This is a genomic window from Flavobacterium sp. (assembly GCF_036515215.1).
Lineage (GTDB): Bacteria > Bacteroidota > Bacteroidia > Flavobacteriales > Flavobacteriaceae > Flavobacterium.
The window spans coordinates 1-25,141 of record NZ_DATBVQ010000005.1 but is presented as its reverse complement, the minus strand read 5'-3'; the positions used below and the strand labels follow the sequence as shown (position 1 = coordinate 25,141).

General features: G+C 37.2%; 26 protein-coding genes. 19 read left to right on the top strand and 7 right to left on the bottom strand.

Annotated features, from left to right (window positions below; genetic code table 11):
- Positions 1-38: 38 nt before the first annotated feature.
- Positions 39-389, bottom strand: coding sequence for a 4Fe-4S dicluster domain-containing protein (locus tag VIH09_RS00525; protein ID WP_331576790.1), 351 nt, complete (start codon positions 387-389; stop codon positions 39-41).
- Positions 390-522: 133 nt separating this feature from the next.
- Between VIH09_RS00525 and VIH09_RS00520 the strand changes: the two genes are divergently transcribed.
- From VIH09_RS00520 to VIH09_RS00500, 5 genes are all read left to right on the top strand, one after another.
- Positions 523-1,581, top strand: a complete 1,059-nt coding sequence (locus VIH09_RS00520) for an acyl-CoA reductase (RefSeq protein ID WP_331576788.1) — start codon at positions 523-525, stop codon at positions 1,579-1,581.
- Between the two features lie 93 nt (positions 1,582-1,674).
- Positions 1,675-2,745, top strand: coding sequence for a 3-phosphoserine/phosphohydroxythreonine transaminase (gene serC, locus VIH09_RS00515; RefSeq protein ID WP_331576786.1), 1,071 nt, complete (start codon positions 1,675-1,677; stop codon positions 2,743-2,745).
- 111 nt (positions 2,746-2,856) lie between these two features.
- The gene (locus VIH09_RS00510) at positions 2,857-3,807 is read left to right on the top strand and encodes a D-2-hydroxyacid dehydrogenase (RefSeq protein ID WP_331576784.1); all 951 of its coding nucleotides are present in this window, start codon (positions 2,857-2,859) and stop codon (positions 3,805-3,807) included.
- A 177-nt stretch (positions 3,808-3,984) separates the two neighbouring features.
- The gene (locus VIH09_RS00505) at positions 3,985-4,419 is read left to right on the top strand and encodes a DUF6146 family protein (protein ID WP_331576782.1); all 435 of its coding nucleotides are present in this window, start codon (positions 3,985-3,987) and stop codon (positions 4,417-4,419) included.
- 33 nt (positions 4,420-4,452) lie between these two features.
- Positions 4,453-4,755, top strand: a complete 303-nt coding sequence (locus VIH09_RS00500; protein ID WP_331576780.1) for a DUF6787 family protein — start codon at positions 4,453-4,455, stop codon at positions 4,753-4,755.
- An 8-nt stretch (positions 4,756-4,763) separates the two neighbouring features.
- Here the strand turns inward: VIH09_RS00500 and VIH09_RS00495 are convergent, their stop codons facing one another.
- Together VIH09_RS00495 and msrA are read right to left on the bottom strand one after the other, a co-directional pair.
- Positions 4,764-5,060, bottom strand: coding sequence for a hypothetical protein (locus tag VIH09_RS00495; protein WP_331576778.1), 297 nt, complete (start codon positions 5,058-5,060; stop codon positions 4,764-4,766).
- 46 nt (positions 5,061-5,106) lie between these two features.
- Positions 5,107-5,655, bottom strand: a complete 549-nt coding sequence (gene msrA, locus VIH09_RS00490; RefSeq protein WP_331576776.1) for a peptide-methionine (S)-S-oxide reductase MsrA — start codon at positions 5,653-5,655, stop codon at positions 5,107-5,109.
- 148 nt (positions 5,656-5,803) lie between these two features.
- Between msrA and VIH09_RS00485 the strand changes: the two genes are divergently transcribed.
- From VIH09_RS00485 to VIH09_RS00450, 8 genes are all read left to right on the top strand, one after another.
- Positions 5,804-6,466: an ABC transporter ATP-binding protein gene (locus tag VIH09_RS00485; protein ID WP_331576774.1), complete on the top strand. Its 663-nt coding sequence runs from the start codon at positions 5,804-5,806 to the stop codon at positions 6,464-6,466.
- A gap of 74 nt (positions 6,467-6,540) precedes the next feature.
- Positions 6,541-7,305: a TIGR02757 family protein gene (locus VIH09_RS00480; protein ID WP_331576773.1), complete on the top strand. Its 765-nt coding sequence runs from the start codon at positions 6,541-6,543 to the stop codon at positions 7,303-7,305.
- Positions 7,306-7,487: 182 nt separating this feature from the next.
- Positions 7,488-8,504: a hypothetical protein gene (locus tag VIH09_RS00475; RefSeq protein ID WP_331576772.1), complete on the top strand. Its 1,017-nt coding sequence runs from the start codon at positions 7,488-7,490 to the stop codon at positions 8,502-8,504.
- A complete protein-coding gene (locus tag VIH09_RS00470) occupies positions 8,501-9,925 on the top strand; it encodes a glycosyltransferase (protein ID WP_331576771.1) in 1,425 nt (474 codons plus the stop codon). Before VIH09_RS00475 ends, VIH09_RS00470 begins: the two co-directional genes overlap by 4 nt.
- Positions 9,926-9,927: 2 nt before the next feature.
- Positions 9,928-11,205, top strand: a complete 1,278-nt coding sequence (locus tag VIH09_RS00465; protein ID WP_331576770.1) for a YaiO family outer membrane beta-barrel protein — start codon at positions 9,928-9,930, stop codon at positions 11,203-11,205.
- Positions 11,206-11,208: 3 nt separating this feature from the next.
- Entirely contained in the window at positions 11,209-13,431 is a 2,223-nt protein-coding gene (locus tag VIH09_RS00460) for a DUF4838 domain-containing protein (protein ID WP_331576768.1), read from the top strand.
- A gap of 11 nt (positions 13,432-13,442) precedes the next feature.
- The gene (locus VIH09_RS00455) at positions 13,443-13,814 is read left to right on the top strand and encodes a response regulator (protein ID WP_331576766.1); all 372 of its coding nucleotides are present in this window, start codon (positions 13,443-13,445) and stop codon (positions 13,812-13,814) included.
- A 115-nt stretch (positions 13,815-13,929) separates the two neighbouring features.
- Positions 13,930-15,282, top strand: coding sequence for a DEAD/DEAH box helicase (locus tag VIH09_RS00450; RefSeq protein ID WP_331576764.1), 1,353 nt, complete (start codon positions 13,930-13,932; stop codon positions 15,280-15,282).
- A gap of 71 nt (positions 15,283-15,353) precedes the next feature.
- On the opposite strand, the gene VIH09_RS00445 is transcribed toward VIH09_RS00450, so the two are convergent.
- The gene (locus tag VIH09_RS00445; RefSeq protein ID WP_331576762.1) at positions 15,354-16,463 is read right to left on the bottom strand and encodes a lactonase family protein; all 1,110 of its coding nucleotides are present in this window, start codon (positions 16,461-16,463) and stop codon (positions 15,354-15,356) included.
- 195 nt (positions 16,464-16,658) lie between these two features.
- Here VIH09_RS00445 and VIH09_RS00440 point away from each other — a divergent pair, with 195 nt between their 5' ends.
- The 4 genes from VIH09_RS00440 to VIH09_RS00425 are packed head-to-tail and all read left to right on the top strand — an operon-like array spanning position 16,659 to position 20,861.
- A complete protein-coding gene (locus VIH09_RS00440; protein ID WP_331576760.1) occupies positions 16,659-18,587 on the top strand; it encodes a BatA and WFA domain-containing protein in 1,929 nt (642 codons plus the stop codon).
- Positions 18,588-18,633: 46 nt separating this feature from the next.
- On the top strand, positions 18,634-19,887 hold the full coding sequence (locus VIH09_RS00435; RefSeq protein ID WP_331576758.1) for a dihydroorotase: 1,254 nt from the start codon (positions 18,634-18,636) through the stop codon (positions 19,885-19,887).
- 4 nt (positions 19,888-19,891) lie between these two features.
- On the top strand, positions 19,892-20,218 hold the full coding sequence (locus tag VIH09_RS00430) for a hypothetical protein (RefSeq protein ID WP_331576756.1): 327 nt from the start codon (positions 19,892-19,894) through the stop codon (positions 20,216-20,218).
- 4 nt (positions 20,219-20,222) lie between these two features.
- Entirely contained in the window at positions 20,223-20,861 is a 639-nt protein-coding gene (locus tag VIH09_RS00425) for an alpha/beta hydrolase (RefSeq protein ID WP_331576754.1), read from the top strand.
- 37 nt (positions 20,862-20,898) lie between these two features.
- Here VIH09_RS00425 and VIH09_RS00420 read toward each other — a convergent pair whose 3' ends face one another.
- On the bottom strand, positions 20,899-21,402 hold the full coding sequence (locus VIH09_RS00420) for a hypothetical protein (protein WP_331576752.1): 504 nt from the start codon (positions 21,400-21,402) through the stop codon (positions 20,899-20,901).
- A gap of 11 nt (positions 21,403-21,413) precedes the next feature.
- Positions 21,414-22,178, bottom strand: a complete 765-nt coding sequence (locus tag VIH09_RS00415) for an MBL fold metallo-hydrolase (RefSeq protein ID WP_331576750.1) — start codon at positions 22,176-22,178, stop codon at positions 21,414-21,416.
- 96 nt (positions 22,179-22,274) lie between these two features.
- Between VIH09_RS00415 and VIH09_RS00410 the strand changes: the two genes are divergently transcribed.
- The gene (locus VIH09_RS00410) at positions 22,275-23,738 is read left to right on the top strand and encodes a TonB-dependent receptor (RefSeq protein ID WP_331576748.1); all 1,464 of its coding nucleotides are present in this window, start codon (positions 22,275-22,277) and stop codon (positions 23,736-23,738) included.
- A 153-nt stretch (positions 23,739-23,891) separates the two neighbouring features.
- On the opposite strand, the gene bcp is transcribed toward VIH09_RS00410, so the two are convergent.
- A complete protein-coding gene (gene bcp / locus VIH09_RS00405) occupies positions 23,892-24,344 on the bottom strand; it encodes a thioredoxin-dependent thiol peroxidase (protein ID WP_331576746.1) in 453 nt (150 codons plus the stop codon).
- Between the two features lie 222 nt (positions 24,345-24,566).
- On the opposite strand from bcp, the gene VIH09_RS00400 reads away from it, so the two are divergent.
- Positions 24,567-25,141: endonuclease III (locus VIH09_RS00400; protein WP_331576744.1), on the top strand; the 575-nt coding region annotated here is incomplete at its 3' end.

The window sequence follows — 25,141 nt, the reverse complement described above, 5'->3', positions numbered from 1 at the left end:
AAAAAACTCAGGATTTTTTTTTGCCCTATTTAAAGGATCTATTCGTTGTGCAAAAATGCTTGCCTGTTCAGCAATGTTTCTTCCGATTCCACATGGTTATCATCAGGAATACAACAGTCAACCGGACAAACCGCGGCACATTGCGGTTCGTCATGAAAACCTTTACATTCGGTACATTTTCCCGGAACGATGTAGTACACTTCGTCCGAAATTGGCGTTTGGGCTTCTTCAGCATCAACCTCAGTACCGTCCGGCAAAATCACTTTTCCCGTCAGTTTGGTCCCATCTTTATATCTCCAATCGTCCGCACCCTCGTATATAGCTGTATTTGGGCACTCCGGTTCGCATGCGCCACAATTGATACATTCATCAGTTATTATAATTGCCATTTGTTATATTATTTGTTATTCGGGTCAAAAAAATCCTGTTAAGCGACTTTTGACTTTAAGACATTTGACTTTCGACTTATTAAAGCTTATTTTTGTGCAAAATTACAATCAAAACTATTCATAAGCAAACATTATGACATTAGAAACAAAAAAAACTGTTTTTGTTGAATTAGGGAAATTTTTAAACCAATTTTCCGAAGACAGCAGTTCCAGAAAAGCCACTGTCCTGCATAACGATCTGTTTTTTGACGATTTCATCAATTTAATAAAGTTATCCCAGTCACATAACGGATGGTATACGCCCGAACAGGTATACTTCTCGATTCAATCTTGGGCCAAGGCGCTGACCGAGGAAAACTTGGACCAATGGCTGTCTGCGTACGCTATTGGCGAGATAAAACCCAAAGACATTGCTTTAATACTAGCGGGAAACATACCGCTAGTCGGTTTTCACGATTTTTTGTCCGTTTTGATCACGGGACACTCCGTTCGAGTAAAAACGTCCTCAAATGACCAACATTTGCTCCCTTTTCTGGCCAAATACGTCATAGCCGTTGCCCCTAAATTTGCCGAAAAGATCACATTTGTCGAGGGCAAACTAGAAAATTTCGACTCGGTTATCGCAACCGGAAGCAATAATACGGCGCGTTATTTTGAATACTACTTTAAAGACAAACCATCGATAATTAGGAAAAGCAGAAACTCGGTTGCTGTATTGAATGGCACTGAAACTAAGGAACAACTCATCGCTTTGGGCGAAGACATATTCCGATATTTCGGCTTGGGATGTCGCAATGTATCAAAGCTATTTGTACCGAAAGGCTATTCATTCGATGCCTTTTTTGAGGCAATTTTCGAATACCAAGAGATAATCCATTATGAAAAATATGCCAACAATTACGACTATAATAAAGCCGTATTTTTAATGAGCAATTTCAAGCTGTTGGACAACGGTTTTTTAATTTTGAAAGAAGATAAAAGTCATGCCTCCCCTATTTCGAGCGTGTTTTACGAATTTTATGATGACATCAGTGAGTTGCAGCTGCGCTTAAAGTCAGAAAGCGAGCAAATACAGTGCGTCGTAAGCGACAACCTTATCGAAAACTCCATTTCTTTCGGGCAAACACAGCAGCCTAACTTATGGGATTATGCGGATAACGTGGACACTATATCGTTTTTGTTAATAACATAGACCAAAAAAGGCCAATTATTGCGAATTATTTAACACTTTTTCGAGTCCTATTCCCGAAATTTGCTTTTTAATTTTTTGGACATAAACTACACCATGAAAAAACACAACTACAGCGCAGGACCATGCATTTTACCACAAGAAGTTTTTGAAAAATCAGCACAAGCTATTTTAAATTTTAATGATTCCGGGTTATCTATTTTGGAAATTTCGCACAGAAGCAAAGATTTTGTTGCCGTAATGGACGAAGCCAGATCACTTGCTATTGAATTATTGGGACTGGAGGGCAAAGGATATCAGGCTCTTTTCCTTTCTGGAGGAGCCAGCTTAGAGTTTTTGATGGTGCCTTACAACTTGATGAAAGAAGGCGGGAAAGCGGCCTATCTGGATACGGGTACATGGGCAAGCGGGGCCATAAAAGAGGCTAAATTCTTTGGAGAGACCGTTGTTGTGGCCTCTTCAAAAGAGGAAAATTACAATCACATCCCAAGAGGATATACCATACCGGCTGATGCCGATTATTTCCATTGCACCAGCAACAATACTATTTTCGGGACTCAGATGAAGGAATTTCCTTCGGTTGACATGCCATTAGTTTGCGACATGAGTTCTGATATATTTTCGAGAGTATTGGATTTCTCGAAATTTGATATCATTTATGCCGGGGCACAAAAAAATATGGGGCCTGCAGGAACGACTCTTGTTATCGTGAAAGAAGAGATTCTAGGCAAGTCCGGCAGAACGATTCCAAGCATATTGGATTATGAAAAACATATCAAGGCAGAAAGTATGTATAATACTCCTCCTGTTTTTCCGGTTTATGCTTCCCTATTAACTTTACAGTGGCTGAAAAAACTTGGCGGAGTTGCCGCAGTTGAAAAATTGAACAATGCAAAAGCGGCATTACTTTATGCCGAAATAGACAGAAACCCATTATTTAAAGGAGCTGCAGCTGTTGAAGATCGTTCAAACATGAATGCCACATTCTTATTGAATGATGCTGCACATTCAGAAACGTTTGACGCGATGTGGAAAGCGGCCGGAATCTCCGGAATACCCGGACATCGTTCAGTTGGCGGATACAGGGCTTCGATGTACAATGCATTGCCGATCGAGAGCGTTCAGGTTTTGGTTGATGTTATGCAAGCTTTGGAAAAAGCAATTTAAATTAAAACCATTGATTGATTTAAGGATCTTTAAAGAACCTTTACAATCAACAATATATTAAATAAACAGATTGAATTTTAAATTTTTCAATCTTAAAATATACAACAAAAAATGAAGGTACTAGCAAACGACGGAATTTCTAAAAGTGGAATTCTAGCTTTAGAAAAAGGTGGATTTGAAGTAATTACTACAAAAGTAGCACAAGAACAGGTGGCAAATTTCGTGAACGAGAACAACGTCAGCGTGGTTTTGGTTCGTAGCGCCACTAAAGTCCGCAAAGACATAATTGACGCTTGCCCGGGATTAAAAGTAATTGGTCGTGGCGGTGTGGGAATGGATAATATTGATGTAGATTACGCAAAGAGCAAAGGGATTCACGTAATCAATACTCCAGCGTCTTCATCAGAATCTGTGGCAGAATTAGTTTTTGCCCATTTATTTTCCGGTGTTCGTTTTTTACATGATTCGAACAGAAGCATGCCTCTTGAAGGAGATACAAACTTTGACGGTTTGAAAAAAGCATATGCAAATGGTGTTGAATTGAGAGGAAAAACGCTTGGTATTGTAGGAATTGGACGTATTGGCCAAGCTACTGCTAAAATGGCTCTTGGTTTAGGCATGAAAGTGATTGCTGCGGATAGTTTTATCCCGAAAGTTGACGTAAAAGTTGAATTTTTTGACGGTCAATCAATCAATACCACCATCGTTTCCCAATCAATTGAATCTTTATTCAAAGAAGCTGATTTCATTACCTTACACGTTCCCGCCCAAGATGGTTATATCATCGGCGAGAAGGAATTGGCCATGATGAAAGATGGCGTAGGTATTGTAAACTGTGCTCGTGGAGGTGTTATTGACGAAGTGGCATTGGTAAAAGCATTAGACAGCGGAAAAGTTTTATTTGCCGGCTTGGATGTTTTTGAAAATGAACCAACTCCCGAAATGACTATTTTGATGAACCCTAAAATTTCATTGACTCCACATATTGGAGCTGCAACAGCAGAAGCACAAGATAGAATCGGTACAGAACTGGCTTCACAAATTATTACTTTATTAGGCTAATATTTTTGATTTAAATACTACAAAGGGATTCATTAGCGCTGTTTAGTGGGTCCCTTTTTTATAAAACAATTTTAATCCCTTCCCTCTTTAAATTAATTAGGCAACCATTTATTTTAACCTAAAACACTAACAACTAATCAATTAATTTTGTAAATTTAATACTTGATTTTTAAAGCCATGAAAAATTATATTTACATCCTTGGTATTGTTTTAGGTGTTATCGTTAGCTGTACAAGTTCAAAATCGATTACTTCAAAATCAGACAAACCTATAGCTACAAAAAACGATACGGTGCGGATTGCTAATGACGAATTAAAATACGAGGTTATAATCATTGATTCTGGATTTAGTACTTGGCTCAATTCAAGAGCTTTACCCAGAGGCTATTACTCCCAGAGTTATTTGGAGAACAAAAACCAATTATGGGTAAGCGAATGGAATCGCAGAGTGTTGCAGCCAAATTTTTATGACCCCAATCTCTATATACTGACCATCGACTATGACCCTAATATCGATTATGGTTATGAAGTGAATTATTTAATATATAATTACATGGTCTATTTTCAGAATACCTACAAACAAAAACTTTTTGGTCATGTTCCTCCGCGATAATGTTCACTATATTTGTACTCATTATAAATAAAAATGAAGGCATTAAAAAAGCGTTGGGGTATTGAATCCAATTTCCAACTAACAATCATATTTATCGTTTTTGCAATTACGGGTTCCACCTCAGCATGGATATCAAAGCCGGTTTGTATATGGCTGGGTATTTTAAAAGAAGACTTCGGTTTTTGGCACACGCCCATGCGATTGCTGATCATTTTTCCGTTATACCAAGTTTTATTGGTATTGATTGGTTTCCTTTTTGGTCAATTCGAATTCTTTTGGGCCTTTGAAAAGAAAATGCTAAAACGCATGGGATTTGCATTTCTATTTAAGGAATGAACAGCAACTTAATTATCTTTTTTTTTAATTACATAATTATAAATCCAAGTTAAGGTAAAGGAAGGAATAAGATCCGTGAACGGAACAATTTCCTCCAGAAATGTAACTACTCCCCCAACTTTACCGACAGACCCTTTGTACATTCTGGTCATCAAATACGCAGCTATTGGAGCCCAAATAACATCGGAGAACTCGCCTATCATTGGCACGGAAAAAGACAGCATTCCGATACAGTCAAAGAGAATCCCGAGTATCAAATTTTTTTTTTTCGCGTTTTTATTTTCGTCTTTAAATTCTTCCTTCATTATTTTCTAAGTATCATTGACCTTTTGTGGAACTATTCTCCTTCTATTAGCTTTTGAGTTTATCGGCATACAGCTTTTTCAATTTTTCAATCTTGGGCGTGATTACATAGGAGCAATATCCCTGCGAAGTGTTGTCGTTATAGTAATTCTGGTGGTAATCCTCAGCTTCATAAAATTTAGAAGCCGCAGAAATTTTGGTTACTATAGGTTTTCCAAAAGTATTTTCCTTTGCCATTAAGTCAATATAGTCTTCGGAAATTCTACGCTGCTCATCATTGTGATAAAATATCTCGCTTCTGTATTGCGTGCCCACATCGTTACCCTGACGGTTTAAGGTGGTGGGATCGTGCGTTGCAAAAAACACCTCTAACAGTTCTCCAAATGATATTTCACGGGGATCAAAAGTAATTTGGATTGCCTCCGCATGCCCCGTTTCACCTCCACAAATTTCCTTGTAGGTTGGATTAACCGTTTTTCCTCCTGTATATCCCGAGACAACACTTTTAACTCCTTTCAGCTCCAAAAAAACGGCTTCAGTACACCAAAAGCATCCACCGGCTAATGTCGCCACTTCCATTCCTTCTTTTATTTCCATTTTATATATTTTCTTTAGGTTGCAGAAAATTATCCAATTTCAAATTTAAGGTATTAAATAGAATCAGCTATTTCTTATTAACTAAAATTTATTATTTGCCCATTATATAATCCTAAAAATCTTTGTTTCTTTGTAAAAACTGCTTCAAATGATACATGCAAAAAATTTACATAAATATTACGACCAACTCCATGTTTTGAAAGGAGTTGATTTGCATATTCAAAAAGGTGAAATCGTCTCTATAGTGGGAGCTTCTGGCGCGGGTAAAACCACGTTATTGCAAATTCTTGGAACTTTAGACAAACCCGCTCACGAAAATGAAATCATGCTACGCATTAACGATGAGGATATTTTGACCATGAACGACAAAAATTTATCCAAATTCCGGAATTTGAACCTAGGTTTTATCTTCCAGTTTCACCAACTCTTACCCGAATTTACGGCCCTAGAAAATGTTTGTATCCCTGCCTTTATCGCCAACAAATCAAAACAGGAAACAGAAACCGAGGCTAAAAAATTACTGGCCTACCTTGGGCTTTCGCACAGGATGGACCACAAACCCAATGAGCTTTCTGGCGGTGAACAACAACGGGTAGCTGTTGCCAGAGCGCTGATAAACAAGCCGGCGATTATTTTTGCCGATGAACCCTCAGGAAATCTTGATACGGCCTCTGCCGAAAACTTACACCAATTATTTTTTAAACTGCGCGATGAACTAGGACAAACCTTTGTCATTGTAACCCATAACGAAGAACTAGCCAATATGGCAGACAGAAAATTGGTGATGATAGACGGTTTGATCAGTAACTAAAAAAGTTTAAAGTTTCAGGTTTCAAGCTCATTTGGAATTAGAACCGCTTTAAACACTTATGCTTTCAACGAAAAATGAAACATTCTGAACTCAAATCATTCCTTGACGAGAAAGTCATTCAGTACAACACTCTTGATTTTATAGAGAGCGATCCGGTACAAATCCCACATTTGTTTTCCCAAAAAGAAGATATTGAAATTGCAGCTTTCTTGAGCGCAACGATCGCTTGGGGAAATCGCACCATGATTATCAGAAACTCCCATAAAATGATGGATTTAATGGGCAATGCTCCTTATGATTTTGTTATGTCGCACAAAGACTCGGATTTGGAACGCTTAGAAGGTTTTGCCCATCGTACTTTTAACGAAATTGATTTCACTTTTTTCATTAAAAGCTTAAAAAACATTTATCAAAACCATAATGGTTTGGAAAGCGTATATTCTAAAAACCAACAATTAGAAACTATGCAAAAAAGCATTTCCGAATTCAAGAAAACTTTTTTTGAAATTCCGCACCAATACCGCACCCAAAAACATGTTTCGGATCCCATGAACAATTCTGCCGCGAAACGCATCAACATGTTTTTGAGATGGATGTGCCGCCAGGACAATAAAGGAGTCGATTTAGGAATTTGGAAAAGCATCCCTCCCGCTTCATTATCTTGTCCATTGGACGTGCACTCCGGGAACGTAGCCAGGAAATTAGGCCTCTTGACCAGAAAACAAAATGACGCAAAAGCATTAGCCGAATTAGATTTCAACCTCAGAAAATTGGACCCTGTTGACCCTGTCAAATATGATTTTGCCTTGTTTGGTTTGGGGATATTTGAAGGCTTTTAAAACTTCTATTTATTCTACCGTAATTGACTGTAAAAGAGTCGTTTTTTAACTTTTACTTAATAGGAATAATAAATTAAAATTGGCTATTTTTACAGCGTTTTATATTTATTACCAAATGTAATATCTTTAACCATAGGATGAATTTGACCTTGCCCCATTTAATTCATTTTATTTTAATCTTTTTGACTCTTTTTTTCCTGATTTTGATTATCCTACTAATCACGAATCGATGGAGATACGAATCATACAAGTCTAGAATAAAATCTACAAAAACTAAAATTGATGTATTTTTAACGTCGCTTCTATTTTCTTTTTCCGACGAAGAAACGATCATAGCTGACATCAAACAATTTAAGAAAGAAATTCCTTTTGAAAAAAAGTGGTGCAAAAAAATCATACTTAATGAAATCATTTATTTGAAGCAAAACTTAAAAGGGGAAATAACCGATAACATTCATTTGATCTACGAACAATTTGGTCTCTTTGATTACACCCTTAAGTTTTTGAGCAACAAAAAATGGTATGTGAAAAGTCTCGGAATCTATCAGTTGCAAACTTTAGAATATACCAAAGGACAAAGCTATGTTAGACCATATTTAAAACACAAAAATAAAATATTAGTTTCCAATGCCTATTTTGGGTTAATTTCATTAGCATCTGACAATCTAGACTTCTTAAATGACTATCCCGATTCCATTTCTTTAAAAAATGAAATAAAAATCATGGATATTCTTCATTCGAAGAAACCGCCGATACCTAATAATTTAAATGAGTGGATTGTTTCAAAAAACCCTTCTGTAGTGAAATTAGGAATAAAATTCATGGTTTTTTATAATTGCTTCAATGAAACTCAACTCATACTGGACCTATTGCAATCTGATGATGAAACAATACGCCATGAAGTAATTGTTGCTGTGAATGACTTAATAATCATTGGAGCCGAGCAAGTTTTAATTGACCAGTTTGACAACGAGCAAAAAGCTAATAGAATAGAGATTTTGAAGTCTTTATGTACTATTGGCACCATAAAAACAGAAAAATTCGTTCATGATTTACTAATAAATTCTATTGACCAAGACGTCAAATTACAAGCGGTTTATACTTTGAATCAATTAAACCCAGTTTATTTTGAAAATGCTTTTGAAGGAAATTCAGAAATAACAAAAATGGTAAAACATGTAAAAGATCCATATATATGATTTTTAAAGAGCTTTTAAACTATTACGAAACTTTCGTTGCCTGTTTCTCGCTATCCTATATATTGTTCTATATATTTTTGGCAATTCTGTCCTATACCGCCATTAAAAAACACATCAATACCAAGTACTTTATTCATGATGATATTCTGGCAAAATCAAATCACGTTATTGGGGTATCAGTTGTAGCCCCCGCATTTAATGAAGGTGCAAATGTTGTTTACAACGTAAAGTCACTATTGTCCCTGACCTATCCTAAGTTTGAAGTTGTTATTGTAAATGATGGTAGTACTGATGATACTTTAGAAAAACTGATAAATGAATTTGAACTGGTAAAAGTAGATTTTTTTTACCAGGAAAAAATTGAAACTAGACCCGTAAAGTCTCATTACAAGTCAACAAACCCTTTATACTCGAAACTATTGGTAGTTGACAAAGAAAACGGAAAAAGTAAAGCAGACGCGTCAAATGCCGGAATCAATTCTACAAAATATCCCTTATTCCTATGTACAGATGTTGATTGCATCTTAAAAGGTGACACCATTATAAAACTTGCCAAACCATTTATGGAAAGCGAGAAAAGAATTATAGCAACCGGAGCCGGTATCCGAATTTCAAATTCATGTGAAGTAAAAGACGGATTTCTTGTGAAGGTGCATTTTCCGAGTGGCTGGTATCCTCGATTTCAAGAACTCGAATACGTGCGTGCTTTTCTTTTTGGCAGAATGGCTTGGAGCCAAATTAACAGTTTATTGTTAGTGTCCGGCGGATTAGGAATGTTTGACAAAGAGGTTGCCATTGCAGCTGGCGGGTATTGGCACAAATCATTGGGAGAAGACATGGAACTCATCACCCGAATGAGAAAGCATATGTATGAAAACAATCTCGACTTTGCAATAAAATACATACCGGAATCGCTGTGCTGGACAGAAGTTCCTGCAACAAAAACAGTATTGATAACACAACGTGTAAGATGGGCAAGAGGACTAATTCAGACCTTATATCTGCATAAAAACCTCTTTTTTAATCGAAAATATGGAAGAACTGGATTTCTAATTTTCCCCTACTTTTTCGCTTTTGAGTTCTTGGTTCCCATATTGGAGTTTATTGGTGTTATCGTTTTAATATTGTGTTTTATTTTCTTGGATATCAACTATACTTATTTCCTTTACTTGACCTTGACAGTTTACCTATTCTATCTCATTATTACCATCATTTCCATATTTTTGGATGACCGATTATACAAGAATTATGCAAATATTAAAGAGATTGCAACACTTATTCTTATGGCGATGATAGAACCAATATTCTATCATCCGGTAAATGTATATGCCTCGTTGAAAGGATACTTACACTTTATTAGAAAAAAAGAACAATCATGGGGTAATATGCAGCGAATTGGTTTTAATACACAAAAAAAATAAGCATGAAAAAGAATAAAAATTATAGAATTAGAATTGGATTCATGCTTTTTTTCCTATTCGGCATTGCATCTAACAATTTAATAGTAGCCCAAAAGATTGATGTTGACAATCTTTTGAAAGAAGCGATCAATGACGTCAATAAAGACAAAAACTACGATTCCGGTTTAAAAAAATCGCAATTGGGGATTAATCTGGCTCCAGATTACCTGGATTTCTATTTGCTGTCCGGAAGAATCTATCAACTAAAGCAAAAAAATGACAGTGCCCGATATTATTTTAATTACGTAATTGATAAAAATGCGGCTTATGAAGATGCTTTCTCTTATCTTATTACATTAGATTTAGAAGAAAAAAAATATGCTGATGCCGAAATTACAATTGATAAAGCAATAGCAGCACATCCTGAAAACAAGGGGTTTTACCTTAAAAAAATGATTGTTTATCAATTGCAGAAGGATGAAAAAAAAGAATATCAGTATCTAAAAACATTGCATTCAAAATATCCTGAGGATAATGAAATCAAACAACGTTTGTTCATTTTAGAATTAAAAATCAATTCAGACAGAGTTGGCGTTAATTATAGCTTTACAACTTTCGATCGAGATGGATATGGGCCATGGCACTTGGGAAGTGTACAGCACATAAGAGAGAGAAGTTGGGGATCCTTAATAGGAAGAATCAGCTATGCTGATAGGTTTTCGGCCGGAGAAAGTGTTGCAAACGGGATTCAATATGAAGGAGAGTCCTATTTTTTTACCGGAAAAAACAGTTATTCATATGTTGGTGCCGCCTTTAGCCAAGACCCTGTGTTTCCTAAATTAAGGCTTGGTTATTCTTATTTTCAAAACTTTACTAAGGGATGGGAAGCTGATTTAGGCATTCGCTATATAAAAACAACGGACAGCCAGTTTTCAACTGCAGTTTTAGGTGTTGGAAAATACCTAGATTCCTATTGGATTAACTTAAGAACTTACATTCAAAAGGGCCAAAATAATTTTTATCCCGCATTTACACTTACATCAAGATATTATTTGAACACTCGATTCGATTATATTACGGTGATTGCCGGCTATGGAACCTCGCCTGACGAAAGAACCACTTTGGGCCAAATAGATCAGAGAATCGCTTTGGATTCTTATAGAATCAGTGGCGGCTATTACAAGTTATTTAGCAACCATTTTATAACGGGTATTCAAATGGGATATAATAATCAAGAATATGCTCCAGGTTTAATGCAAAATGAATTGGAACTATCTTTGATGTTGCAATACAAATTTTAAAAAATGTTTCTAAAGCATTTATCTATAAAGTTTATTTTAATAGTGCTTACCGGATTTACTACTATGGCCCAATCGGAAATCACTATTAAAAATGATGCTGAAAAAGAGATCATTGCAGTTTCTGACAATGCAAAACCTGCTGCAGTAATTTTAAAATCTTATTTAGACAAAGCCTTTTCGAGTCCCTTTCTGATTGAATCAGAAAGAGGAAACAGTGAAATCACTTCGAAAATAATTCTCGAAATATCAAATAAAGAAGACCAGAAATTAGCGAATAATTTCACGATTAAAACTGACGAGACCAATATTTATCTCATTGCGCCAAACGAAAAATACCTGCGTTATGCCGTTTATACGCTATTGGAAATTTGGGGATTCAGAAAATTCACTTCCAAGGTCGATTATATCCCAAAATTAGACCAAGTTAGTTTCCCTAAGAATACGGATAAAATAAACAAACCCTCCTTCGAATACAGAGCATTATTTTATCCTGACGCTTACGACGAGGCTTTTAGGGACTGGCATAAATTAGACTGGCATTTAGATGATTTTGGTATTTGGGGTCATTCTTTCGACAAACTATTACCAGCAAAAGATTATTATAAAACAGACCCTAAATTATTTGCCTTATATGAGGGCAAACGCAGACCTGAATCATTATGTATGACTAATGACACAGTTACTTCGATAATAATAAAAAGGATAGGAGAAATCATCGCGAAAACACCCGATCCGAAATTTTATTCCGTAAGTCAAAATGATGACGCAATCTATTGTGAATGTAGCGAATGTAAATTATTAAATGAAAAACACGGCGGTCCCCAAGGTTCGCTCTATTATTTTTTAAATAAAATTGCAATACATTTTCCGAAAGCCAATTTTTCGACATTAGCATACTTGCAAACCTACCAGCCACCCACGAATTTAAAAATAGCTCCCAATATTTACCCCCTATTTTGCCCAATTGATTTAAACCGTGGCAAATCGATAGCAAATGAGAGCAATAGCAAAAATGTGATTAAAACATTACAAAATTGGAATGCCGCAACATCGCATTTGTATCTGTGGGATTATACCGTCCAATTCTCAAACTATTTATCGCCGTTTCCTAATCTACATACTTTTGCTGACAATCTTAAACTCTTCGAACAAAACAATGTAAAAGGGTTGTTCGTACAAGGCTACGCTGATGTTCCGGGAGATTTTTCGGAATTAAGGCAATATCTTTTATCAAAATTATTGTGGGATACCGAAATCGATATTCAAAGTACTACCGCTGATTTTTTAAGAGGTTTTTATGGGGCTGCGGCGCCTTCGATTCAGAAATATTTGAGCCTTTTGACAGCGAATCAGCAAGCGGGAAATCAGTATCTGGATATTTATTCGGGGCCAATTCAAAGCAGAAATACATTCTTGTCACCCGAGGCCATGACCCAATACGATCAATTAATTAATGAAGCATCCTTAGCGGTCACAAAGGACAATTTAATAACGCCAAGAATCACAAAGTTAAGGTTGGCGCTTGAGTATGTCTATTTTGAACAATCCAAGTTTTACGGAAAAGACAAACATGGTATGTTTACTATCAACGAGAAGGGATTAAAAGAAGTAAACAAAGGTCTAAACGAAAGGGTAAGGGTATTTTCTGAAAGCTGCAAAGAAAATGGAATTTACGAACTTAGTGAAGGCGGCTTATCCCCAGATCAATATTATAAAGAGTGGATCGAAATCACAAAAAACACTACTAATCACCTTGGCGAAAATATAGCTGTGAATTTTATAACCGCTCCTGCGGAGGATTTTTCAGCAAAAGGAAGTTACGCCCTAGTTGATGGCGTAAGGGGCTACAAGGACTTCAATAGCAATTGGACTGGATGGTATGGTACAAATCCAGAGATCGAATTGATAACGCAAAATTTAGAATTCTGTAGGATGCGAATAAATTTTCTTGATGACCAAAGGCATTGGATTTTCATTCCTGAAAAAATTACTGTCTATGGATTTAGAAACCAAAAATGGGAGCTTATCACTGTAAATAGTTTCGGGAATTTAACAGCAAGCGAGTCAATTATAATAAAAAATTGGGAATTGACTGACAAAAACTTTAGTATGTTTACAAAAATAAAACTTGTGATTCAAAATCAACAGGAATTGCCATTTTGGAGACAAAGAAAGTTTAAAAAACCAATGGTAATGCTTGATGAAATTGAGCTTTATAAAAAATAAATTACTATAATATGCCTAACGGGAAAAAAATATTAATTGTCGAGGATGATGATTTGATGATCGTTATTCTTCAATTTATTCTAAAAAAAGAAGGATACGAAATATCTGTAGCGAAAGACGGATTGAATGCAATCGAAAGAATACCCGAAATTGCTCCAGATATGGTAATTACGGACATAATGATACCATTTAGGTCAGGTCTTGAAGTGATTAGTTATGTCAAAACAAATTATAAAAACATTCCCATTATCGTGGTTTCCTCTCTTGGAGAAGAGGAATCAACCGTTGTGGAAGCTTTCAAACTTGGGGCCGATGATTTTGTTCCCAAACCATTCAATCCAAATGAAGTGGTTGCTCGAGTGAAACGATTGTTTAACAGCTAATTATTGTTGTTTTTTATTAGGACTAATACCTTAATAAAACCATTCGAGACCAAGGATTTCGTTCAATTATCAACTTTACTTTCAAAAAGACTATCTTTGCAAAAAATTTAAGCAAATGACCACTTTTGAGCAATTCAATCTTCCCAAATCCGTACAAAAAGCAATTGACGATTTAGGATTTACAACGCCTACTCCTATTCAGGAAAAAACTTTCTCTGTGATAATGTCTGGTCGCGATATGATGGGAATTGCACAAACAGGAACGGGTAAGACATTTGCCTATCTTTTACCCTTATTAAAATTATACAAATTTACTGAAGGGCATACGCCAAAAATAGTAATTCTGGTCCCTACTCGTGAACTTGTGGTTCAAGTTGCAGAGGAAGTAGAAAAACTGACGAAATACATGTCAGTTCGTACCGTAGCTATTTTCGGTGGTGTTAACATCAATACGCAAAAAACAACCGTTTATCAAGGTTGCGACATACTGGTAGGAACGCCTGGAAGAATCATGGATTTGACACTGGACAATGTGATTCGTTTTGAGGACATGCAAAAACTGGTTATCGACGAATTTGATGAAATGCTTAATTTGGGTTTTCGCACACAATTGACGGCCATTTTGGCTATGATGCCAAAAAAACGCCAGAACATTCTCTTTTCAGCAACCATGACTGATGAAGTGGATGCCATTTTGAATGATTATTTCGATTATCCTGAAGAGGTTACCCTTTCAGCTTCTGGAACTCCGTTAGAGAACATCAAACAAATCGCGTATAACGCTCCCAACTTTAACACTAAGGTAAACCTGTTGAAACACTTATTGCAAAACAACGAAAACATGAGTCGTGTTTTAGTGTTTGTCAACAATAAGAAGATTTCTGATATGCTTCATGAGCGCATCGAGGAAGATTTTGAGGACCAATTTGGAGTAATCCACTCTAATAAATCTCAAAATTACCGTTTGAGCACCATGGCATCGTTTCAGGAAGGAAATCTTCGTGGTCTTATCACAACGGATATTATGGCTAGAGGATTGGATATTTCGAACATTACACATGTTGTCAATTTCGAAATGCCCGACATGCCTGAATTATACATGCATAGAATTGGTAGAACGGGTCGTGCGGATAAAACAGGTACTGCGATCAGTTTTATTGCGCCTCGTGAAGAAGAATATAAGGTAGAGGTGGAAGTCTTGATGAATATGGAATTAGCAATCGAGACATTCCCTGAAGAGGTAGAAATTTCTGCAAAACTAATCGAACCGGAGAAAGAGCGACAAGTAGTTAAGTTCTTAATGAAAAAGAAGAAACTTGAAGGAGATGGCGCTTTCCAAGAGAAAAGTAAAAAGAACAAGAAAGTCAATTTGGGAGGACCTGGAGTAACCAAGAAAAAAACACACGGATCCGTCAACCGTAATATGTTAAAAACGAGAGACAAAAAGAGAAAAGATAAAAACAAATAATATACACAAAGGCTAAAAAATGAAATTCATTTTTTAGCCTTTTTCCTTTTCCAAAAATATATTATCCTTTCCTAATTCGCGGTAAAAACCAAACATACCGGAGAACATAAATCGATTCTTTTTCCGGTATCGGTAATCATACCGGTTGCCATATCTCTTTTGAATATTACAATATTGTTAGAATATTGATGTGCAACTAACAGAAAATTCCCCGTTGGGTCAATTGCAAAATTACGCGGCCCCTTGCCCAAAGTACTCGTCTGCCCTTTCAATTCTAGTTTTCCTTTTTTTAATATTTTAAAGATCGAAATGTCGTTCGCCTCGCCTCTATTTGACGCATACAAGAATTTTCCGTCTGGCGAAACATGGAGGTCGGCAGAACTGAACGTCCCTTTGAAATCTTTCGCCAAAATGCTGGTTTCAGTCATTTTTTTCAACTTCCCTTTTGAATAGGAAAAAACAGTTAAGGCGCCGTTCAGCTCCTGCAACAGGTAAACATGTTTTCCGTCCTTACTAAAGGTCAGGTGCCTAGGCCCGCTCCCAGGACTAAGTGAAACGCTATCTTTCACTTTTAGGTTCTCTTTAGCTGAATTGGGATCATACTGATAAGAATAAACTTTGTCATTGCCCAAATCATTAGACAAAACAAACTTTCTGTCCGGCGAGAAATGAACCATATGCACATGCGGTTTCTCCTGCCTTTTGGCGTTAATACCCTTTCCGTAATGTTGCACCACTTGTTTCGCTTCAGAAATGCTTCCGTCTCCGTTTTTTCCGAACACGGAGATGTTCCCGCCGGAATAATTGGCAACAATCACGTTTTTGTCGTCATTAATGATATAACAAGGATCAGCTCCCTTGGAATCTTGCGAATTTAGAAAGTCTAATTTTCCGCTGACCGAATCAAAACTGAAAGAACTCACTTTACTTTGAGCACCATTCTCATTCACCGAATAAACGAACTTATTGTCCGGCGAAACAGCCAAATAACTTGGGTTTATAACCTCGGAAGCATTTTTAAAGCTGAAATTGCCCGTGTTCGTGTCGAATTCGTAAACATAGATTCCTTTGCTCTCGCATCCGTTCGTATACGTCCCTATCAGTAAATTAAATTTATCATTTTGTGCTTGAACCATGGTGAAAATTAAAAGCAAAAAAAGTGTAGAATATTTTTTGTTCATTATTTGAAATTTTATTAGGAAAGCTAAAATACACATTATAGATAAACCTATTCGCGTTCCTTGAAAAATACAGAGTGAATTGAAAATTTATTTGGTAAAAAATAGAAAAAAAATGATTGCCAACGACAAAAAAATTAAACGATAGCGACATACAACTGTAAACAAATTTGTATTTTTGATAAACTCAAAATAAGAATGCAATTTAGACATCCCGAAATTCTATACTTTCTCTTCTTATTGATCGTACCAATTTTGGTTCATTTATTTCAGTTTCGTCGTTTCAAAAAAGAATATTTCACCAATGTCCGATTCCTAAAAGCGCTTTCCGTACAGACCCGAAAAAGTTCGAAAATTAAAAAATGGCTGCTTCTTAGCTCTCGTTTGTTATTGTTGTCCTGCATTATTATCGCATTTGCGCAACCGTACTTCAAGGCCAAAGACAACAAAAACACGACTAATGAATTGTACATTGTCTTAGACAACTCCTTTAGTATGCAGGCAAAAGGACAAAAAGGAGAATTATTGAAAAGGGCTGTTCAAGAATTACTCGAAGATACCCCAGAAAACATAAATTTCACTCTACTCACTAATTCCGAAAATTATTGGAATACGGATATAAAGTCAATCCGCAATACCCTGCAAAACATAAAATACAATGCTATCCCGTTTCAGCTCGACCCTGTGATGGCCAAAATAAAGGCGCACAAATCAGCATTCAAAAAAGACATAGTGATTATAACGGATGCCGTTGGTCTTGATCGCAAAAAGCTCAAAAAAAGAGACCAAGATGAGCTAACTAATTTCATAATTCCGAAAGCGGAGCAAAAAAACAATGTTGCCATTGATAGTGTTTTCATTGATAAAACACTGGACAACTTCTATGAAATCACTGTTAATCTGTCAGCTTATGGATCTGGCTTCAAGCCAGTGCCAATAGCCATTTACAATCACAACAACCTTATCGCAAAAACGGTGGTAGATTTTGAAGGCAAAAAAAAGAGCCTCAATTTCACAATTCCCAAACAGGCTTTTCACGGCTATGTTTCCATAACAGACAATGGCCTGCCTTACGATAATGTTTTGTATTTCAGCATTTCGGAGATAAAGAAAGTAAATGTCGTCAGCATCGGCGAAACTGAAAAGAGCAACTTTCTAAGTCGGATTTACACCGATGATGAGTTCAATTTCAGCAATTCGACGATTGGTTCATTAGATTACAATGCTATTGAAAAGCAAGACGCAGTCGTCTTGAACGAACTTGATGAAATTCCGCAAGCCTTGCAAAGCACTTTAAAATCTTTTGTTCAAAAGGGAGGTAACCTGATAATAATCCCTTCGGCAAAAACCCCCGTTAGTAATCTAAACACGTTTCTGACAAATTTTGGAGCGGTTCAATTTAAGAACTTTGAAAATGTCGAGAAACTCATCACCAAAATCAATTTCAACCATCCTTTGTTTTCTTCCGTATTCGAAAATAAAATCAATAATTTCCAATATCCAAAAACAAACGCCTCATTTACACTGTCCAGTTCAAGTCCCGCTGCTTTGTCTAACGATGACCAGAGCGCTTTCTTGAGCTCGATATCAAATGACATCTCAACAGTTTACGTATTCTCGGCACCGATAAATACTGCGAATTCAAATTTTCAGCAGTCCCCGCTGATTGTTCCCGTTTTTTACAAAATGGCTTTGAACAATCATAGCAGCGGCATAAATAACCTAACGATAGGCAATTCAAATCCTTTTCTTGTGGACGTGCTACTGTCCAAAGACGCAGTTCTGAACGTCAAAAACACCGCAGAACAATTCATTCCCATCCAACAGATTCTGAACAATAAAGTCAAATTAATTTTTAACGATTATCCGGAGCAGGCCGGGAATTTTGAGGTTTTCAACCGGAACGAAAAACTGGAAAACATCAGTTTTAATTACGGCAGGACCGAAAGTGATTTGACTGCTGCCAATGAAAATGTGCTTTCGGACTATAAAACGAGTGATTCGATAGCCTCTTTTTTTGATACTTTAGAAACGAACAGAATCGACAATCAAATTTGGAAATGGTTTGTTATCTTTGCACTGCTCTTTCTGACAATAGAAACGGCAATCATACGATTCGTGAAATAAACGAATTCGTTTCTGGAATCAGAATTAAAAAAAATAATATCCCCATATGAAAGTAATCATCCGAGAAGCAAAAATTATCGATTCGAACAGTCCTTTTAACAACAAGACATTAGATATTTTAATTGTAGATGGTTTAATTGAACAAATTGGAGATTCTCTTCCCAATACAGAAAATGTAAAAGAAGTTAAATTAGGCAATCTTCATGTGTCCCAAGGTTGGTTTGACAGTAGCGTTTCGCTTGGCGAACCCGGTTTTGAAGAAAGAGAAACCATCTCGAACGGATTAGACGTAGCAGCAAAAAGTGGTTTCACGGCAATTGCCCTGCAACCGAACAGCTTCCCTATTATTGACAACCAATCCCAGATCAACTTTGTGCAAAACAAAGCCCATGGCAGTGCCACACAACTTTATCCGATAGGAGCCTTAACAAAAGGGAGCGAAGGTGATGACATGGCGGAACTGTTCGACATGAAAAAAGTGGGAGCCATTGCTTTTGGAGATTATAACAAAAGTCAGCCCAATGCCAATTTGCTAAAAATTGCGTTGCAATACGTACAGGATTTTGAAGGATTGGTGATTACTTTTCCCCAAGACGAAAATATAAAAGGAAGCGGTGTTGTCAATGAAGGAACCGTTTCGACTCGATTGGGTCTGAAAGGAATTCCAAATCTAGCCGAAGAACTTCAAATATCCAGAAATTTGTTTCTGCTGGAATACACTGGCGGAAAATTACATATCCCTACGGTTTCGACTGCAAAATCAGTGCAATTGATTAAAGAGGCCAAAGCCAAAGGCTTGAATGTAAGCTGCAGCGTTGCAGTGCATCATCTGGTGATGACGGACGAAAAACTGGAAGGTTTTGACACCCGATTTAAAGTATCGCCTCCGCTTCGAACAGAAATGGACCGAAAAGCCCTAGTGGACGGAATATTGGACAATACCATAGACATGATTACATCAGACCACAATCCAATGGACATTGAACATAAAAAAATGGAGTTCGATATGGCAAAAGATGGGACTATCGGACTTGAAAGTGCTTATGGCGCTTTGATGACCGTGTTGCCACTGGAAAAAGTAATCGAAAAACTGACAGCCGGAAGAACCGTTTTCGGAATTGAAAGCCAAACCATTAAGGTAGGGGCAGTAGCAAACATTACTTTATTCAATCCTGAAAGAAAAAGCATTTTCAGCAAATCAGCCATACTGTCCAAATCAAAAAACTCCGCGTTCCTGGGAATGGAGATGAAAGGCCAAGTTTATGGCATTTTAAATCAAGGAAAATTAATTTTAGCATAACAACATGAATGACACTATTGAGAAAGGCAAAACGGCTGCAATTACAAGCTATATTTTAGGGATCGGGGTATTTATAGCCATGTCCATGAATTCTGAAGATAAAAATACTTTCGCCTCTTTTCACATCCGCCAAGGACTAGGACTAACACTTACTTTCATTTCGTTGGGTTTAATCATAAGCAATTTTGACAGCTTGATGATTTCGGCACCGATGTGGATATTTGTTTCCGTACTATGGTCGTATGGAATTTTCAGCGCCATAAAAGGCGAAACGAAACCAGTTCCTTTATTAGGCGCTCTTTTTCAAAAATGGTTTGTAAACATATCTTAATTAAATGAAATTATCACTTGACTATCTCATCAGAGAACCCAAAATTAAATTAGACAAAAACCCACTTATACTTTTACTTCACGGATACGGCAGCAACGAGGAGGACTTATTTTCGTTTGCCTCCGAACTTCCGGACGATTATTACGTCATCTCGGCGCGCGCTCCTTACGATTTGCAATACGGCAGTTATGCTTGGTACGCCATTAATTTTGACGCCGACGAAAATAAATTCTCGGATAACGAACAGGCTAGAAAATCTAGGGACCTAATCGCTCGATTCGTAGATGAATTGGCAATCAATTACCCAATAGACGCCGACAACATTTCTTTGCTGGGCTTTAGCCAAGGAGCCATCTTGAGTTATGCGATTGCGCTTTCGCATCCCGAAAAAGTCAAAAACGTGATAGCCTTGAGCGGTTATGCCAATGAAGACATCATGGAAGAGAATTTCAAAAAAAACGACTTTAGCCAATTGCGGATATTCCATTCACATGGAACGGTTGACCAGGTTATCCCGATTGATTGGGCTCGCAAAACGAAGCCTTTTCTGGAAAAACTGGGCATTGCGTCCGTATATAAAGAATACCCTATTGGTCACGGGATTTCCCCGCAGGTCTTTAATGATTTCAAGACCTGGTTATAAGCATAAAAAAAGGTTCCAAATTTGGAACCTTTTTTCGTTATTGTTTCGGATAAAGCAAAGATTGATTGACCTCGAATGAAATGCTTTCATCGTCATTGACAAAATATTTGAGTAAAACTTCACCCCAAATGTCCCCATCATTAAAATCAGCAATAATCCATCTGTGATTTAGAATTTTCACTTTGTTGATTATAAATTTGTTTTCCCCAATTTTATCCTGTCCGACGTATGGATTCCCTTTGGGATCTGAATTAAAATCCAACAATTTCTCCGTAACATAGGGAATCAGTTTTTCGTATTGGACCGTTTTTTCCGAGCTTGCGGAATCAAAATAATTTTGGGCATTTTCGTTTTTTTCCAAAGAAAAATAGTTAGCGTCATTCAGTTTGGTTGTAACCGAAGCCAAACTGTCTTTTAATTTCTTAGTCACTTTCTCGTAGCGACCCTGTTCGAATGCCACCTCTTTGCTGTAGAACATATACGTAAAGACGTTCATAAGTACAAGTATGATAAAGGCGTAAAGCAATAATGATTTTTTCATTTTAAGTTTAATTATAGTGTAATTTCTAAATTATCATAGGCAAGGTAAACATTTTCAGGCAACCTTTTTTGTACCTCCTCATGAAAACCCAACGCATGGCTTATGTGAGTAAGATAGGCTTTCTCTGGCTTAACCAAGGCTATAAAATCAAGTGCCTCCTGCAAATTGAAATGGGTCACGTGACATTCTTCCCGCAAGGCATTTATAACTAACACCTTCAGGTTTTTCAGTTTTGAAATCTCATCCTCCGCTATCGTTTTTGCATCTGTCACATAGGCAAAATCATCAATCCTATAGCCAAAAACCTGCAGGTCCCCATGCATCACATTGACCGGAACTACCCTTTTGTCACCCAAGGCAAAAGGCTCGTTGTTGTTCACTTCTACCGTTCTTACCGACGGTGCGCCGGGATATCTGTTTACGGTTGCAAATACGTAGTCAAATCGATATTTCAGGTTATCGATTACCCTTTGATGCGCGTAAATTGGTATTTTTCCTTGTTTAAAATTAAACGGACGAATGTCATCTATACCTGCGGTATGGTCCGAATGTTCATGAGTGAAAAGTATCGCATCAACATGCTGACAGTTTGAGGTCAGCATTTGCTGCCTAAAATCAGGTCCGCAATCGATAACATAGGAATGCTCCCCCCACGATATCCATACGGAAACCCTAAGCCTTTTGTCTTTACTATCAGTACTTTTACATACCGGATGATCGCTTCCAATAACGGGGATTCCCTGTGATGTGCCTGTGCCTAAAAAATATACCTTCAATTGCGTTCGATTTTTTTACAAAAATAGGATTAAATCCCTTTCATTAGAAACCTATTTAATTAACTTTGTAACATATTAGCCATATTTAAAACAAAAATGGATACTGAAATAAAACTCAAAGGTGACAAAGTCATCGAACAAATACCTTCAATAAAAGACAAAGCCCTTCGTATAAATTTGAATGAAAATATATACGGAACCTTTGCCGAAATTGGAGCTGGACAAGAAACGGTAAGACATTTTTTTAGGTCCGGGGGTTCTTCCGGAACCATTGCAAAGGCAATGTCTGCTTATGACAAGGATTTTAGTGATGCCATTTACGGTATTGAAGCGGACGGTCGTTATGTAACGGAAAGCCGCCTTAAAAAAATGTTGACTTTTGAAGGCCAATTGATTGAGGAGCGCCTGAGTAGAGAAAAACACCCTAATAAAATGTTTTTTAGTTATGCCAACACCGTTGCTACAATTGATTTTGCCAAGCAATTTAAAGGACACGGTTGGGTTGGAATTCGATACCAAATCGAACCTGACGAGGACTATAACGAGATAATTCTTCATATTCGTTTCAAAGAAACGGATGCTAGACTACAACAGGAAACCCTTGGAATCCTTGGAGTGAATTTAATTTATGGTGCTTACTACAAATACAATGACCCCAAGCGATTGTTGCGTTATTTATACGACCATTTAGACAAAGATCAGCTGGAAATTGACACGATTAATTTTTCAGGTCCCCGTTTTGCAGAGGTAGACAATCGTTTGATGAGTTTACAATTAGTAAAAAACGGAATGACTGATGCAGTAATGTTTGATCCAAACGGGAAAAACATTCTTCCGGCTGCCATTCTATATAAAAAGAACATCCTTGCCTTAAGAGGCAGTTTCAGACCTGTTACAAAGGTCAACATGGACATGTATGAGAAATCATTGAAAATGTTCATTGAGGAAAACAAAGTCGAAAAAGACAATACCTTGGTCGTTTTTGAAATCACCCTATCCAATTTACGTTCAGACGGAGAAATTGACGAACGAGACTTCATGGATCGTGCAGAATTGCTTTGTTCATTGGGGCAAACCGTAATGATTTCAAATTTCCAGGAATATTATAAGGTAGTCGAATATTTTGCCAATTATACCAAAGCAAGAATGGGACTGGCCATGGGTGTAAATAACCTAGTCGATATTTTTGATGAAAAATACTATCGTCATCTTAGTGGTGGAATCCTTGAGGCATTCGGAAAATTATTCTTCCGTGACATGAAAGTATTCTTGTACCCAATGCTGGACGAAAATGGAGATATTACCACTTCGGAAAATTTAAAAGTGCACCCTAGAATGAAGGAGTTGTACAAATTCTTTAAGTTCAACGGTAAAGTGGTCGACATAGGTGATTACGATCCGGAGATTCTTGAAGTTTTCTCCCGCGAAGTGTTGAAAATGATCAGCGACGGTAAACCTGGCTGGGAGCATATGCTACCTTCAGGTATCGCCGAAATCATAAAAGAGCATCACCTTTTTGGATATAAACCCAATAAAATATTGAAAGGCAGTAATAATTAAAAGTGGTCAGCAATCGCTATAATGTTAGCTATTGCACTAAGAAATCTGCATATTATAAGAATAATTAAAGTCCATAATTAAGGTTGTAACAACCCTGATTATGGACTTTTTTTCTTTGACTTTATTCCACAGCCAACACCGATCACTGAACCCTTATTTCAGTATCTGATCGGCATGTTCTTTGGTCTTCACTTTTTCGATTACCTCGTCTATGATTCCGTTTTCATCAATGACAAAAGTGGTTCTGTGAATCCCGTCGTATTCTTTTCCCATGAATTTTTTAGGTCCCCATACACCAAAAGCATTTATAACTGATTTGTCTTTGTCAGCCAGCAACGGAAATTGGAAATCGTACTTTTCCTTGAACTTGGCTTGCGCTTTTTGCGGATCGGCGCTTACGCCCAGCAGCTCGTAATTATTGGCCTTAAATCGCTCAAAATTGTCCCTCAAATCACAGGCCTCGGCGGTACATCCCGGTGTATTGGCTTTCGGGTAAAAGAAAACAACCAGTTTTTTCCCCTTGTAATCTTCTAATTTGTGTTCTTTTCCGTCTTGATCCAGTCCCGAAAAACTGGGTGCTTTATCGCCTTTTTTTAATGTTGTCATGATTATTGGTTTTGGTTTTTGCGTTATTGGTGACCTGCCCCAGATTGCAGTGAAAACCCCGGAATACGGTTAGCTTCAATTTTATGTGTTTGCAAAGCGACCAAAGGGAGCTCTTGAGAAACACTTAAAAATTGCGCTAACTGGATGAGGAGTTGCAACGGAAAGCTGGATTAGGCACATCCTGAAATTTATTCTATTTTTACAAGATATAAAATTACGAAAATGACCAAGCAAGAACGGGTAACATTTGTTATAAATACGTTAAAAGAATTATATCCCAGCATTCCGATTCCGCTAGATCACAAAGACCCTTATACTTTATTGATTGCCGTTTTGCTATCGGCGCAGTGCACGGATGTCCGAGTGAATAAAATCACCCCCTTACTTTTTGCGAAAGCCGACAACCCTTACGATATGGTAAAAATGACCGTTGAGGAGATAAAGGAAATCATAAGGCCTTGCGGTTTATCACCGATGAAATCGAAGGGAATACACGGGCTTTCCCAAATTTTAATAGACAAACATGGGGGCGGAGTACCGCAAAGCTTTGAATATTTGGAAGAATTGCCTGCCGTGGGACATAAAACGGCCAGCGTGGTGATGTCTCAGGCTTTTGGAGTTCCCGCTTTTCCCGTGGACACGCATATTCACCGATTGATGTATCGATGGAATTTGACCAATGGAAAGAATGTCGTGCAAACCGAAAAAGATGCCAAACGCGTTTTCCCAGAAGAGATATGGAACGACTTGCACCTGCAAATTATTTGGTATGGAAGGGAGTATTCACCTGCTCGAGG

What these genes read in the sequence shown, in the direction of transcription:
- VIH09_RS00520 (WP_331576788.1), top strand. Translation starts at nt 523, where the DNA reads ATGACATTAGAAACAAAAAAAACTGTTTTTGTTGAATTAGGGAAATTT.
- VIH09_RS00500 (WP_331576780.1), top strand. Translation starts at nt 4,453, where the DNA reads ATGAAGGCATTAAAAAAGCGTTGGGGTATTGAATCCAATTTCCAACTA.
- VIH09_RS00510 (WP_331576784.1), top strand. Translation starts at nt 2,857, where the DNA reads ATGAAGGTACTAGCAAACGACGGAATTTCTAAAAGTGGAATTCTAGCT.
- VIH09_RS00460 (WP_331576768.1), top strand. Translation starts at nt 11,209, where the DNA reads ATGTTTCTAAAGCATTTATCTATAAAGTTTATTTTAATAGTGCTTACC.
- VIH09_RS00430 (WP_331576756.1), top strand. Translation starts at nt 19,892, where the DNA reads ATGAATGACACTATTGAGAAAGGCAAAACGGCTGCAATTACAAGCTAT.
- msrA (WP_331576776.1), bottom strand. Translation starts at nt 5,655, where the DNA reads ATGGAAATAAAAGAAGGAATGGAAGTGGCGACATTAGCCGGTGGATGC.
- VIH09_RS00525 (WP_331576790.1), bottom strand. Translation starts at nt 389, where the DNA reads ATGGCAATTATAATAACTGATGAATGTATCAATTGTGGCGCATGCGAA.
- VIH09_RS00470 (WP_331576771.1), top strand. Translation starts at nt 8,501, where the DNA reads ATGATTTTTAAAGAGCTTTTAAACTATTACGAAACTTTCGTTGCCTGT.
- VIH09_RS00485 (WP_331576774.1), top strand. Translation starts at nt 5,804, where the DNA reads ATGATACATGCAAAAAATTTACATAAATATTACGACCAACTCCATGTT.
- VIH09_RS00455 (WP_331576766.1), top strand. Translation starts at nt 13,443, where the DNA reads ATGCCTAACGGGAAAAAAATATTAATTGTCGAGGATGATGATTTGATG.
- VIH09_RS00445 (WP_331576762.1), bottom strand. Translation starts at nt 16,463, where the DNA reads ATGAACAAAAAATATTCTACACTTTTTTTGCTTTTAATTTTCACCATG.
- VIH09_RS00440 (WP_331576760.1), top strand. Translation starts at nt 16,659, where the DNA reads ATGCAATTTAGACATCCCGAAATTCTATACTTTCTCTTCTTATTGATC.
- VIH09_RS00505 (WP_331576782.1), top strand. Translation starts at nt 3,985, where the DNA reads ATGAAAAATTATATTTACATCCTTGGTATTGTTTTAGGTGTTATCGTT.
- serC (WP_331576786.1), top strand. Translation starts at nt 1,675, where the DNA reads ATGAAAAAACACAACTACAGCGCAGGACCATGCATTTTACCACAAGAA.
- VIH09_RS00435 (WP_331576758.1), top strand. Translation starts at nt 18,634, where the DNA reads ATGAAAGTAATCATCCGAGAAGCAAAAATTATCGATTCGAACAGTCCT.
- bcp (WP_331576746.1), bottom strand. Translation starts at nt 24,344, where the DNA reads ATGACAACATTAAAAAAAGGCGATAAAGCACCCAGTTTTTCGGGACTG.
- VIH09_RS00425 (WP_331576754.1), top strand. Translation starts at nt 20,223, where the DNA reads ATGAAATTATCACTTGACTATCTCATCAGAGAACCCAAAATTAAATTA.
- VIH09_RS00480 (WP_331576773.1), top strand. Translation starts at nt 6,541, where the DNA reads ATGAAACATTCTGAACTCAAATCATTCCTTGACGAGAAAGTCATTCAG.
- VIH09_RS00495 (WP_331576778.1), bottom strand. Translation starts at nt 5,060, where the DNA reads ATGAAGGAAGAATTTAAAGACGAAAATAAAAACGCGAAAAAAAAAAAT.
- VIH09_RS00465 (WP_331576770.1), top strand. Translation starts at nt 9,928, where the DNA reads ATGAAAAAGAATAAAAATTATAGAATTAGAATTGGATTCATGCTTTTT.
- VIH09_RS00410 (WP_331576748.1), top strand. Translation starts at nt 22,275, where the DNA reads ATGGATACTGAAATAAAACTCAAAGGTGACAAAGTCATCGAACAAATA.
- VIH09_RS00450 (WP_331576764.1), top strand. Translation starts at nt 13,930, where the DNA reads ATGACCACTTTTGAGCAATTCAATCTTCCCAAATCCGTACAAAAAGCA.
- VIH09_RS00420 (WP_331576752.1), bottom strand. Translation starts at nt 21,402, where the DNA reads ATGAAAAAATCATTATTGCTTTACGCCTTTATCATACTTGTACTTATG.